The 13,462-nt window shown below is 65.3% G+C and carries 9 protein-coding genes; 6 read left to right on the plus strand and 3 right to left on the minus strand.

The window, feature by feature from the left end; all coding sequences use genetic code 11:
- The first annotated feature begins 149 nt into the window (after window positions 1-149).
- The 6 genes from Q0X61_RS00190 (at window position 150) to purL (ending at window position 8,283) form a co-directional block, all read left to right on the plus strand.
- Window positions 150-3,278, plus strand: coding sequence for a sugar-binding protein (locus tag Q0X61_RS00190; protein WP_297739005.1), 3,129 nt, complete (start codon window positions 150-152; stop codon window positions 3,276-3,278).
- Window positions 3,279-3,406: 128 nt separating this feature from the next.
- Complete coding sequence (purS, locus tag Q0X61_RS00195) at window positions 3,407-3,646, plus strand: phosphoribosylformylglycinamidine synthase subunit PurS (protein ID WP_297739008.1); 240 nt, start codon at window positions 3,407-3,409, stop codon at window positions 3,644-3,646.
- Window positions 3,643-4,311, plus strand: coding sequence for a phosphoribosylformylglycinamidine synthase subunit PurQ (purQ, locus tag Q0X61_RS00200; protein WP_297739015.1), 669 nt, complete (start codon window positions 3,643-3,645; stop codon window positions 4,309-4,311). The genes purS and purQ overlap by 4 nt, the downstream gene beginning before the upstream one ends.
- A 62-nt stretch (window positions 4,312-4,373) precedes the next feature.
- Window positions 4,374-4,847, plus strand: coding sequence for a SigE family RNA polymerase sigma factor (locus tag Q0X61_RS00205; RefSeq protein WP_297739016.1), 474 nt, complete (start codon window positions 4,374-4,376; stop codon window positions 4,845-4,847).
- Entirely contained in the window at window positions 4,844-5,848 is a 1,005-nt protein-coding gene (locus Q0X61_RS00210; protein WP_297739017.1) for a hypothetical protein, read from the plus strand. The genes Q0X61_RS00205 and Q0X61_RS00210 overlap by 4 nt, the downstream gene beginning before the upstream one ends.
- Before the next feature lie 179 nt (window positions 5,849-6,027).
- Window positions 6,028-8,283, plus strand: a complete 2,256-nt coding sequence (gene purL / locus Q0X61_RS00215; RefSeq protein ID WP_297739043.1) for a phosphoribosylformylglycinamidine synthase subunit PurL — start codon at window positions 6,028-6,030, stop codon at window positions 8,281-8,283.
- 10 nt (window positions 8,284-8,293) lie between these two features.
- On the opposite strand, the gene Q0X61_RS00220 is transcribed toward purL, so the two are convergent.
- From Q0X61_RS00220 to phoA, 3 genes are all read right to left on the minus strand, one after another.
- Window positions 8,294-9,268, minus strand: a complete 975-nt coding sequence (locus Q0X61_RS00220) for a permease (protein ID WP_297739045.1) — start codon at window positions 9,266-9,268, stop codon at window positions 8,294-8,296.
- Window positions 9,265-10,053: a TIGR03943 family putative permease subunit gene (locus tag Q0X61_RS00225; protein ID WP_297739047.1), complete on the minus strand. Its 789-nt coding sequence runs from the start codon at window positions 10,051-10,053 to the stop codon at window positions 9,265-9,267. The genes Q0X61_RS00220 and Q0X61_RS00225 overlap by 4 nt, the downstream gene beginning before the upstream one ends.
- Before the next feature lie 75 nt (window positions 10,054-10,128).
- Window positions 10,129-13,371, minus strand: coding sequence for an alkaline phosphatase (gene phoA, locus Q0X61_RS00230; protein ID WP_297739049.1), 3,243 nt, complete (start codon window positions 13,369-13,371; stop codon window positions 10,129-10,131).
- Between the last annotated feature and the right edge of the window lie 91 nt (window positions 13,372-13,462).

Genomic DNA, 13,462 nt, shown 5'->3' on the forward strand with positions numbered 1-13,462 from the left:
AAGAAGATGCAGAGAATTGCCTGCGGGTGAGCGTTTCCTCCGGTAGCGTGCCATGCAACGTCGGGCATGGAGGCTCGACACGAGGGCATTCGCGCTGACTACGCGGTTAGCGAGTGCTTAGAAGTACCGGATCAATCAATGGAGGATTGATGAAACGTCTACGCTTGCTCACCGCGGGCATGGCGGCAGTAGCGCTCAGCGTCCCCACGCTGGCCGCCGCAGACCCCGCGCCCGATCTCGCCTTCGGGCCGCCCGCGATCTCCACCACGAGCGAGGCGTCGAAGATTGACGTCATGGCGCTGTGGTCACACCCCGACGATGACGCCTCCTTCACGACACCGTGTGGCGTGTGGGGAGACCGCTACGACATCAAGTGCGGCATCATCATGGTCACCCGCGGGGAAGGCGGGTCGAACTCTGTGGGTAACGAGTCGGGCCCTGACCTGGGGCTTCGCCGCGAGAATGAGGACCGTGCCTCGCACGTGCGCACGGGCACCGTCGATATCTTCAACATCGACAAGGTGGATTTCTTCTACAACACATCGGCGCCGCTCACTCAGCGCGCCTGGGACGGGGAAGACACGCTGCGCCGCATCGTGCGCGTGATTCGCGAGACACGCCCGTCGGTGATGATTGGCTGGCCTCTCAACTTCGACTACGGCCACGGTAACCACCAGTACTCCGGCCGGCTGGTGTGGGAGGCCGTCGCGGCTGCCGCCGACCCGAATCGCTTCCCCGAGCAGTTCGAGGGCGTCGGAGCGGTGCAGCCCTGGCAGGTGAAGAAGGTAATCCAGCGCACCGGTTGGGGTTTCCAGTACGACGGCGAGGGCGCGCAGGATGCGCCCAACTGCAACGTCGGCTACACGCCGAACCCCGATAACCCCTTCACGATGGTGGGAACCTGGTCTGGCTACGAATCGCCCTACAAGTGGGTGCCAGGCAACACGGCGGGCATCGCCGCGGGAACCCCGAAGACGTGGGCGCAGGTAGGCCGCGAGGGCGGGCGGGCACACCCCACGCAGGCGAGGGTCATGCAGAAGGACCCATGGAAGTCAGAGTGCCTCCAGTTCGCGGTGCTGGACTCCGTCGTGCCCATGCAGCCCAACGGCACCGACGCCGGCGACAAGGACGACGCCCTCTTCCAAGGCGCTGCCGTGCCGGATGCAGGCGGATTCCCACTCGAGACCATCTTCCGCATCACTCCCGAGCAATTCCACGTGGCGGCAGGTGAACCGTTCAAGGTTGACGTCGCGCTAGAAGTGCCGGAAGGTGCCGTTCCGACGGGCTCCCTCACCCTCGACGTGCCGAAAGGCTGGAAGGTGAGCGACCCGGTGCAGGTGGGCGGCAAGGCCCAGGCGAAGGCGACGTTCACCGTCACTCCGGCGGCGGACGCGCCGGTGGCTCTGCAGCAGCTCGCGGCGTCGTTTACCGGGGGCGGGAAGACAGCGTGGAACAACACGCGGGTGCAGGCGGTGCCGAAGGTGCAGGGCCTGTTCGAGCGTTCCGGTAACTCGGCGGAACTCGACCAATGGAACGAGAAGAACGGCGTGCACCTCTACGGACGCTCGCCGGCTATCGACAACATCGGCGCTGGTGAGACGAAGACCGTGAGCGTCGAGGTGTCGAACCGCACCAATCAGACGCAGTCCGGCGAGGTTGTGCTCAGCGTTCCGGAAGGATTCGTCGTCCAAGAGGCGAGGAAACCGTTCAGCAACGTCAAGCCCGACGGCACCACCCAGGTGAGCTTCACCGTGACGCACACCGATCCGCGGGCAGCGGGCAGCGAGGTGGTGGAGTTCAAAGCCACGACCACCACGGCATCCAGCGCATCGGAAGAGACGCTGCAGATGTACCTCGTGCCGTCCACAGTGATTCAGCAGCTCGGCGAGGCTCCAGCGATCGACGGCAAGGCCGACGACGCCTACGCGGGCGACGCGATCCCCGTCGGGAAAAAATGGGAGGGCGACGATTGTGATCCCGACGGCACCGACTGCGGCGAGGGCTCTAAGGCCAAGCTCGGTTGGTACGACGATGCGCTCTACGCGCACATCACCGTGGTCGACGACACCGCGAGCGCAGCGGCCACGCCCGACCGCTGCTTCGGGCACTGGCTGGTGGACTCCGTGGAATTGCTCGCTGATCCGCGCGGCGACTCCGCGGATACCTCGAGCACCTTCAAGCTCGGCATGTTCCCCTTCACCGACGACCCAGAGGGCAAGAACGGTAACGGCAAGAATGGCCCCTGCTGGTCGCGCGACGCGGACAACCACCAGGGCTTCTCCTCCGGACCGCTGGCGAAGACCATCGCCAACGGTCCGAACGCCCCCGGCGTCAAGGTAGCCGTGCAGGTGAAGCGTGACGCCAACGGCAAGTACGTGGGCGGCACCTACGAGGTGGAGGTGAAGGTTCCGCTCGACGTGCTCCCGGCTGCGGTGGGCCAAACGAGCACCCCGCCAACCGGTGACGCCGCCACGAACGAGATCGACCCGCAGTACATGGGCTTCAACCTCACGCCCTACGACTCGGACAACCGCGATTTCATTGGCGAAACCCGCACCGCGTGGTCGGCCTTTGGTAGCCAGCAGTCCGAGCCCTACCGCTGGGGCCACGCGTACCTCGAGGGTTACCAGCCGCCGGCGGATCGCTCGACGAAAGCGAAAGATCCCGTCATCCCGGACACCGCGCTACGCGGCGTCTTGTCGCCGCAGACCATCCACCAGTCCGCGAAGCGCGGCGTGACGATGTCTGGCGTGCAGCCGACGGATTCCCTCACCGTGACGGACGTGAGCTTCGAAGGCGACGGCATCGTCGTGAGCTACGAGGCGTTGGCCGCCGGCACGCTGCGCGGATTCGTCTGGAAGGGCGACCCTCGCTTCGTGCCAGTGTGGACGTCCAGCTGTGCAGGTGACACCGACGGGTTCGACGCCTGCTCCGAGGAAGACGGCAAGGCACCCAAGTGGGCCCCTGACATGGGCGGCAGGCTGAAGGCCGACGGTTCGTTCGAGGTGAAGGCCGGGAAGGGCAAGTTCACGATCCCCGTGTCCAGCAACGTACTGGCGGAGCTCGCATCCGAGAGCGAATTGCTGCTCTCATGGGAAGAGCAGGGTCGGGATAACGGCGACGGTGTGACCGCCTGGTCGTACCCGATCCAGCCCGCCGGGGACGAGTCGAAGCCAGGCACTCCGGACGGCCCAGGCGTCCCGGGTGACCGTGGAGATGCCGGCGGTGGCGCCGTCGACAAGCCGCTTCGGCCCGGCCTCCCGAAGACGGGATGCTGACGCAATAGCCGGCGGTGGATGAGAGAGGGGATTGAGGTGCAAGCCTCGGTCCCCTCTCGCCCCATGTTTCCTCCCACATTTGCCTAACAGGCGGGAATCTCTCCTGGGGAACAGGTAGGCTGCTGGCTATGCCACGCGTCGTCGTCAACGTTATGCCGAAGCCGGAGATTCTCGACCCCCAGGGGAAGGCCGTCACCGGCGCATTGCAGCGTCTCGGGTTTCAGGGCCTCACCGTGCGTCAGGGAAAGCGATTCGAGATCGACGTCGAGGGAGAGCTCACCGACGAGGTGCTCGCCCAGATTCGCAGCGCGGCAGAGACGCTGCTGGCGAACACCGTCATCGAGTCATTCGACGTGGTGAGCGAATGACCAAGATCGGTGTCGTCACTTTCCCCGGATCGCTCGACGATCATGACGCGCTGCGCGCGGTGCGTCTGAGTGGTGCGGAGGCAGTGTCGTTGTGGCACGCCTCGGACTCCCTCCAAGGCGTTGACGCCATCGTGCTGCCCGGCGGGTTCTCATATGGCGACTACCTGCGCTGTGGCGCCATCGCCAGGCTGAGCCCTGTGATGACGACCGTCATCGGAGCCGCACACAAGGGCATGCCGATTCTCGGCATCTGTAATGGGTTCCAGATTCTCTGCGAGGCGCATCTCCTCGAAGGCGCGATGATTCGCAATGCCGGCCAGCAGTTCGTTTGCCGCGACGAGCGGCTGCGCGTCGAAACGAAAGACACCGTGTGGACGTGCCTCTTCGACAACGGCGAAGAGATCACCATCGCGTTGAAGAACGGCGAGGGCAACTTCCAGGCGGCACCCGAGGTGCTGCGTAAGCTGGAAGAGAACGACCAGGTGGTGTTCCGCTACCTCGACAACCCCAACGGCTCCGCCAACGACATCGCCGGCATCACGAACGAGAGCGGCAACGTCGTCGGCCTCATGCCACACCCCGAACACAACGTTGAGGAACTCACCGCGACGTCCGTCGATGGCCGCCGCTTTTTCGAATCCGCGCTGGCGTTCCTCCAGCGCTAATTTTCTGTGCCGCCTGCAACGGTTCACGTACACGAAAGCGTGTAACTGGTTGGAGGTAACACATGGGATTCGAGCAGTTCATTCTCGACCGCGGCGAGCGGCTGCTACGCGCTGCATGGCTGCTCACCGGGGATCAGCAGTACGCCGAGGATCTGCTCCAGACCGCCCTCGTGAAGTGCTGGAGCAAATACGACGAGGATGATGATCGCTTCGAGGGCTACGTGCGAACGACCCTGCACCGCACGTACATCTCGTGGTGGCGTCGGAGGAGCTGGCATGAACAGCCAGTCGATCACACGCCAGATCGCTACGAGGCTGACACCAGTGTCGAAGTGCGGCTCGACCTTGCGCGTGCCCTGTGCACGCTCAGCCGTCCACAACGAGCGGCCATCACGCTCAGGTACTTCGACGATCTCACCGTGCCACAAGTGGCCAAAACGCTCGGCATGCCGGAAGGGACGGTCAAGGCCCACCTCCACCGAGGAATCCAGGTCCTGCGCAACAGCGGGCTTGTCGAACAGGAGGAACTCGCATGAACCTGCACGATCAACTTGAAGAACTCGCGCCCAGCATGTCCACGCGTGGCCTCGCGAGCGGTGTGCGCAAGCGGCGGCGTCGGCGCCAAACACTCGCCGCAGGAACGGCAACGGCGGCAGTTGCGCTCGTGGTGGTCGGTGGAGTGTTCCTACAGACCGGGACACGCCCAGTGCCCTCGACGTATGTGGACGCCGTTCCGGGAACGATGCACGGTGAGGAAGTGCTCTCCGAGCATCCTGCATCGCCGAGTGCCGAGCCAGCCCAGCAACTCGTCGCAGGACACGTGACGTTGCTGCGCAAAGATGCGAACTCCCCGGCGGTGATGTGCACTGCGGTGATGGAGAGCGCGCCGCCGCAGTGTGAAGGGCCAACCGTGATCGGCGAGATCGATTGGGACAAGATCGATGCCAGCACGTACGCCGGGGCGCCAGGGTTCCGCGATGCGGACGCGTGGGTCGTCGGGTACTTCGACAGCAAGAAGCGAACTTTCACGCTGGCTCAGCCGCCGACGCTGGAGCAGCCCAAGGGAGCAATGGCGGACAAGGAAGACCCCGTCGACTTCCCGCAGTTGTGCGACGACCCTCTGGCCGGCGCTCAGAAGGGTGGAAGAAACGATCGCGATGCGCTCATCCGCAAAGCTGAGGCGCTGCCTGGCTACGTCGACTCGTGGGTGAGCGATGGTTCTAACGCCTTGAACGTGGTGGTCAGGCACGATGCGAAGGGTGCGTTCAAGAGCCTTCGAGAGGTGTGGCAAGGCGAGCTGTGCGTGGAAGCACGAGATGTTCCCAATACCGAGCAGATCCGCGCCGCGCACGACGCGCTGGTTCCCTTGCGCAAGGACGTCCCGGATCTGAGCGTGTCCAAAGATAACCAAGGGGTCGTGGTGTCCGCCTGGTTCATCGATGAAGCCACGAAGATGCGCATTCACGAACTCGCTGAGGCGCATGTGCCTGCCGATGCGGTGACGATCCAATCAACCCTCAAACCGCTCGCCAAGTAGCGACGCGCTGAGGCTCGACGCCACCCAGCTGACCGGTATCCTCCACGCCTGCAACAAATCCCCGAAAACCGGGGTTCGCAAGCAACAGGTGGAGGATAACGGTCAACTTTTTCGAGTGCCCAGGCGCCTGGTTCTGAGGCGGCGCCCGCAACCGAGGCGTACCAGGTAGATTGTGGTGCGTGGTAGACACAGTTTCGAACGCGATCAGCACTCCCGACCTGGAACAGCCCTACGCTGCCCTGGGCGTCAAGGATGACGAGTACGCGCGCATCCGTGAGATTCTTGGCCGCCGCCCCACCTCGGGTGAGCTCGCCATGTATTCGGTGATGTGGTCGGAACACTGCTCCTACAAGTCCTCCAAGGTGCACCTCAAGAAGTTTGGCGAGCTGAGCCAGGAGACGCCGCGCGGCCCGCTGCTCGCCGGCATCGGCGAGCAGGCAGGCGTCGTTGATGTGGGTCAGGGCTGGGCGGTCACCTTCAAGGCGGAGTCGCACAACCACCCCAGCTTCGTTGAGCCCTACCAAGGCGCCGCCACCGGCGTCGGCGGCATCGTGCGCGACATCCTCGCTATGGGTGCCCGCCCCATCGCGGTGATGGACTCGCTGCGCTTCGGCCCCCTCGACGACGATGACACCAAGCGCGTCCTGCCCGGCGTCGTCGCCGGCGTGGGCGGCTACGGGAACTGCCTCGGTCTGCCCAACATCGGGGGAGAGGTGCAATTCCACGACACCTACCGGGCAAATCCGCTGGTCAACGCGTTCTGCGTCGGTGTGCTGCGCCACGAAGACCTGCACCTCGCGTTCGCGCGCGGCGTCGGCAACAAAGTGATCCTGTTCGGCTCGGCCACCGGCGGCGACGGCATTGGCGGCGCGTCGATCCTCGCGTCGGAGGCCTTCGACGAGGACGGCCCGACGAAGCGCCCCAGCGTGCAGGTGGGCGATCCGTTCATGGAGAAGCTGCTCATCGAGTGCACGCTCGAGCTGTTCGCCGAGGGCCTTATCTCCGGCATTCAAGACCTCGGCGCCGCCGGTATCTCGTGCGGCACGTCGGAGCTCGCGTCGGCCGGCGACGGCGGCATGCACATCGAGCTCGACACGGTGCCGCTACGCGACCCGTCGCTGCTGCCCGAAGAGATTCTCATGAGCGAATCGCAGGAGCGCATGATGGCCGTCGTCGAGCCTGACAAGGTTGCACGGTTCATGGAGATCTGCGCGAAGTGGGATGTGCAGGCCACCGTCATCGGTGAGGTCACCGACGGTGACCGCCTCGTGATCGACTGGCACGGCGAGACCATCGTCGACGTCGACCCCACGACCGTCGCACACGATGGCCCCGTCTACGAGCGCCCCTACTGGCGCCCGGGATGGCTCGACGAAGTCAACGGCAACCGAGCCGAAGAGCTTCCGCGCGACAACTCATCCGAAGGGCTCAAGCGCGCCTTCCTCGACGTTCTCGCTCACCCCAATATCGCCGACAAAACGTGGATCACAAGGCAATACGACCGCTTCGTGCGCGGCAATTCCGTGATGGCGCAGCCAGATGACGCGGGCATGATCCGCATCGATGAGGAGACTGGCCTCGGCATCGCGATGGCGATGGATGCCAACTCCCGCTTCACGTTCCTCAACCCCTACTTGGGCGCGCAGCTTTCGCTTGCCGAGGCCTACCGCAACGTCGCCGTCTCCGGCGCCGAACCCGTCGCGATCACCGACTGCCTCAACTACGGCAACCCGGAAAACCCTGAGATCATGTGGCAATTCGCCGAGACAGTGCTCGGGCTCGTCGACGGCTGCAGCGAGCTCGGCACTCCGGTCACCGGCGGTAACGTCTCGCTCTACAACTCCACAGGCGACACCGCTATCCTCCCGACGCCGACCATCGGCGTGGTTGGTGTCATCGACGACGTCGCCACCCGCATCAAGTCCGGTTTCCAGCACACCGGCGACGCCATCTGCCTGCTCGGCATCACCGACGAGGAACTCTCGGGTTCCATTTGGGAGACGCAGCTCCACGACGGGCACCTCGGCGGCATGCCACCCAAGGTGCGGTTGGCGGAAGAAAAGGCGCTCGCTGCGGTGTTCCAGTTGGCGGCCAAGGAGGGGCTGCTCACCTCGTCGCACGATCTGTCCGAGGGCGGGCTCGCCGTCGCGCTCGCGGAGTCCGCGTTCCGTTACGGCGCTGGCTTCGCTGTGACTCTGCCTGGGGAGGACGCCACCGTCGAGCTCTTCAGCGAATCCGCGGCACGCGCGCTCGCGTCGCTCTCCGGCGCCGACCTACCCCGCTTCGAAGAACTCTGCGCTGCCCACGGCGTACCCATCACGCGCATCGGCGAAGTGACCGGCGACAACCAGCTCGAGTTTGTCGGCCAGTTCTCCCTTCCCCTCGACGAGGCCCGCGCGGCCTGGGAAGCGCCGCTGCCCGCAACCTTCGGCTAACGCGCGCGGTTCAGAACGTCCCGAACATCAGTCTGCCCACCAGGGCAGCCGAGAGGATGCACACCACGAGCGTGAGCGGCATGAAGCGCATCGCGAACTTCGTGCCGAACGCGCCGCTTTGCATCGCGAACAGTTTGATGTCCACCATCGGGCCCACGACGAGAAACGCCAGCTGGGCGGTGGGGGAGACCGTCGTGAGTGACGAGACGACGAACGCGTCGGCCTCGGAACACAGCGAGAGCGCGACGGCCAACGCCGCCATGACGAGAATGGCGAGCCACGGGTTCTCCGTCAGCGTCGCGAGCACGCCCGCGGGCACGAACACCTTCAGCGCGGCCGCGGCGGCGGCACCCACGACGAGAAAACCGCCGGCCTGCAGCAGGTCGTGCATCGCGGTCTCGCGGAAGATGTCCGCCTTGGACTGCCTTTCGTGCCCGTGCCCTGATTGCGGTTTCATCCATTCCTGCTTTCCGACAGCGATCCACACCCAGCCGATCACCACGACGGCGAGCAGCGATGCCGCGAGTCGCGCCCAGACCATCATGGGGTTGCCCTGGAAGGCCACTGCGGTGGCCACCAGCACGATGGGGTTCACGGCAGGGGCGGCCAGCAGAAACGCCAACGCTGCCGCCTGCGAGAGTCCGCGGCGCATGAGCGACTGCGAGACGGGCACCGACGCGCACTCGCACCCCGGCAGCACCATGCCTGCGGCACCGGCGGTGGGGACGGCGAGCCACGGCGAGCGGGGCGTCACCTTCGCGAGCACGTCCTTCGGCATCCACGCCGCGATGGCGCCGGAGACGACGACGCCCAGCACGAGGAACGGCAAGGCTTGCACGACGATGGCAAGCAGCAGCGTGCCGAATGTCGAGGCGGCGCCAGTCAGTTCGATCATCGGGCCGGTGGCGTCGAGCGTGCGAAGCATCGCCAGGAGCGCGAGGACGGCGACGAAGGGCGCGAGCCAAATGCGTAGGAAACTGCTCATAGGTACGGCTCCGCGGGCTCGTCGACGATCTTGACGTCTACGGCGCTCAGCACGGGATAATCTTTGCTGGCCTGCTCGTCGAGGAAGCCTTCCACCTCGACCCACACGTTCTCGCCTTCGGGCATGTCCGCGCCCGTGACCGCCACGCTGAACAGGTTGGCGTCGGCGGCGCAGCAGTAGATGCGGAAGCGGTTGACCGTCCACTGATCGTCCGCAAGTTCGCTGGGCTTGGAGACGAATCCGAGCATCCGCACACGCTTGTCGACGAGGTCTTCGGGACGTCCCCAGACGAATCGGTCGGAGTAGTCCTGCACGGTGAGGTCGGTGAGCCCCTGCGTCGGAAGCGGCTCAAAGTCGATGGTGTCGTGTTTGGCCACCTGGGCGCTCTCTAATGCGGGCCGCTTGGCGGCGGCGTCGGTGCCGAGCGCGGCAGGAGCAGCCAGCGCGAAGACGAGTGCGGGCACGAGCAAGAATCCGGCCACCCGCGGGGTGCCGTGGTGGTGGGGCTCAGCCACGTCGGCCTGTTCGCAGGCTTCCGCGTTCGCGGTGTCCTCGACCTCGGCGAGGGCGTCGCTGGCGCCCAGCAGCGTCCAGATGCCGAGCGCGACCATCGCGATGACCGCAGCGAGGAGATAGGGCTTGAACCACGGCTGGAGGTAGTTGGTGTAGCTGCCGGAGGTGAGCATTCCGAACACGACGGTGGCAAGGGCTAACACGCACGTTGCGCCGAGCGATTGTGCCGTCGCGGACTTGCGGGTCGCGGCAAGAGCAGAGGGTGAAGACATGACGTTTCCAATACTGGCACGTGGCCCGGCCCCGGCGCGATGAAGCTTGCCGGAGCCGGGCCACGCGGGGGTGGGTTACTTGTTGCGACGGCCGATCAGCACGGCACCTGCCATCAGCGCGAGCATGAAGATCGCGCCGGTGGAGGCATCCGCACCAGTCTTCGGCATGCCGGGCTTCGGCTTATCCTTGCCTCGACTGCCCTGGTCACCTTGACCATCCTGGTCATCCTGACCGTCCTTGTTGCCTTGGTCGTCAGGAGTCGGGGCCTGCTGATCCCCGCTGGGCACGAACGGGATACCCGCCGGCACGTTGGTGTCGAGGCTCAGAGCGTTGACGATCGTGTAGTGGAGGTCGGTCTGGTCGGTGAAACCGAGGACATTCTCCGCCGACGGGCCCTGTGCTGCGATGCGCAGTTGAGCGCCGGTGTGCGTCGAAGCCGAGTTCTTCACCGCAGCCTCGTTGGTGGGAGCAGAAGCGTAGTTCACGCTCATCTCGTGGCCGTCAGCCGTGCGAAGCTTCGTCACGAGGCCCGAGGTGAGGACGCTGTTCTGCACGATCTGCGAGGTGTGTGCGTGGTCGGCGGTCACGACGATGAGCGTGGGCTCCTGGTTCTCAGCCACCCACTTGCGGGCCACCTGCACGGCCTGGTCGAGGTCGTCGAGCTCGCCGATCTGGCCACAGATGTCGGAATCGTGGTCGGCCTTGTCGATCGACGCGCCCTCCACCTGCAGGAAGAAGCCCTTGTCGTTCTTCAGCAGGTCGAGCGCCTTACCGGTCATGTCAGCCATGGTGGGCACATTGTCGGAGCGCTCGGGGTTGAGCTTGCACTCCTCGGGGCCCTTTTTAGCGCCGTCCTCAGTCGGCACGCTGCGCAGGAAGTGGCGCGGCATGCTGCCCGATGAGAAGAGGCCGAGCACCGGAGTGCTCTGGTCGGCAGCGGTGACGGCGTCGAGCTCAGCCTTGCTGGTGACCACCTTGTAGCCGTTGGCCTTGGCGTTCTCGACGACGCTCTTGCCAGCCATCCACTCGGTGGAGCCGGCCTTGCCGCTCACCTGCACGGTCTGGTCGAAGGCCTTGGCGCCGCCACCCAGGGTGACGTCGGCGCGGGTGTCAACGAGCTGCTCGGAGATGGAGCCGAGACCGCCGTTCTCGCGGTACTGACCCTCGGTCGCGCCGGTCTGGCAGGAGCTGGAGTTCTTCTCCTTCTCCGGGCCGTAGCATTTGCGGTTCAGCGCGTGCGAGCCCATGACGGCCGGGGTGGCGTCTTGGATCTCGGAGGTGGTCACGTTGCCGGTTTTCATACCCTTCGCCTTCGCCATCTCCAGCAGGTTGGCGTGCGGGGTGCCGTCGAGGCCGACGCTCACGCCACCGTTGTAGGTCTTGGTGCCGGTGGCCCAGCCGGTGCCCGACGCGGCGGAGTCCGTCACGTAGGAGGGCTTGCCGGTCTTCGGATCCAGCGCCCAGTGGGTGTAGGAGCCGGTGTAGTCGAGCGCGTCGACGCCGGGAAGACGGCCGTTGGCGCCGTAGAGGTAGTTACGGGCGGAGGTGATCTCCTGGTCGCCCATGCCGTCGCCGATGAACAAGATGACGTTCTTGGCCTGCTCCTTGGAGCGCTGCTGGCCCTCGGCGCCGTACTGGCCACACTCGCCCGGCTCGGGAGCGACGACATTACCGTTCCCGTCCACTTTGAAGCAGGTCTCGTTCGGGTTCGAAGCGGCGACGGGCTTCTTCAGCGTCGCGTCGGTAGCGCTCTGTTTCTTGTTGGGGTTGAGGTCCAGTGCGCTCAGCAGGGTGTAGAAGAGGTCGGTCTGGTCGGTCTGGCCGATGACGTTTTCTTCACCCGGGCCGAAGGCAGCCACACGGAGCTGGGCGCCGGTGTGTTGGGTGGAGCCGTTGGCGATCTGGTCGGTGGGGATGGTTCCGTACGAGACGGTCATCGGAGCGCCGTCAGCGGTCATCACGCGAGCGGTGGCGGACACGTTGTCAGCCTCGTCGTAGACGATCTGCGTGGTGTGTGAGTGGTCGGCAGTCACGACGACGAGCGTGTTGCCGTCCTTCTTCGCAAAGTCGAGCGCAGCCTTGGTCACCTCGTCGAGACGCTCGGTCTCGCCGATCTGGCCGCAGATGTCGGAGCCATGGGCGCGCTTATCAATAGAAGCGGACTCAATCTGGAGGAAGAAGCCTTTCTCGGCCTTGGGGTCGTCGAGGAGCTCGATGGCCTTGTTCGCCATGAGAGGGAGCTCAGGCTGGGTGCCGATGTCCTGTTTCTCACAGGTATGCGGAGCCTTCTTCGCACCGCCCACTTCCGCCTGGTACGGGGCGAAGCGGGTGGTCATGTTGCCGTCGTGGAACAGGCCGAGAACGGGGTTGTCCCGATCGGCCTTCGTCACAGCGGAGAGCTCGTCGGCGGTGGTGACCACCTGGAAGCCATTGTCCTTGGCGTTCTCGAGCACCGACTTGCCGGCGGTCCACTCGGTCTGCTTGATGCCATCCACGCCGGTGAGGAACGGGTTGCGGCCGGGGCCGCTCTCCTGCACGATCTGGTTGAAGGCCTTGGCGCCGCCACCGAGAGTGACGTCGGCCCGAGTTTCGACGAGCTGCTCGGAGATGGAGCCGAGGCCGCCGTTCTCGCGGTACTGCTGGTTGTAGAAGTCGCCGAAGCAACCCTTATTGCCTTCCTTCGTGTTCTCCGGGCCGTAGCACTTGCGGCCGACTGCGTGGGAGCCCATGCCCGCCGGGGTAGCGTCCTGAATCTCAGACGTGGAGACGTTGCCGGTGCGCATGCCGGCCTTCTTGGCGATCTCGATCAAGTTCTCGACGGGTTTGCCGTCGATCTGGATGCCGAGCGCGCCATTGTACGTCTTGGTGCCGGTCGACCATGCGGTGGCGGAAGCGGCGGAGTCCGTCACGTAGTTGAACTTGCCGCTGGCGTCGATGGAGTGGTGGGTGTACATGCCCTCCGAGGTGAGCTCGTCGATGCCCTCGAAGCGGCCTGCCGCACCCTTGAGGTAGTTGCGGGCAGCGGTGATTTCCTGCTGGCCCATGCCGTCGCCGATGATGAGGATCACGTTGCGAGCGGTGGCGTCGGTGCGGCCCTGGCCGGCCTTGCCGAATTGGGCGCAGTCGCCAGGCCCAGGAGCCGTGACGTTGCCGTCCGCGTCGATGGTGACACAGTTTTCAGGACCGTTGTAGGAGCGGGTCGTGGGCGCACTGGCCGCGTCGCCGGGGGACGCAGTCATCGCCAGCGAACCGATCATGCCGGTCAGCGTGAGCGCGGCCAGCGAAGCCGTGCGACGCTTGGATGAACGATGAGACATGGGTCGCCTTTCTTGCAGCTCGGATGTTGGGAACAACATCTCGTTGAGGTCCCCTCCATCCCATCGCCCGCAATCAACCAATGCCCGCACA

The sequence above is a fragment of the uncultured Tessaracoccus sp. genome, assembly GCF_947255005.1.
Taxonomy (GTDB): Bacteria; Actinomycetota; Actinomycetes; order Propionibacteriales; family Propionibacteriaceae; genus Arachnia.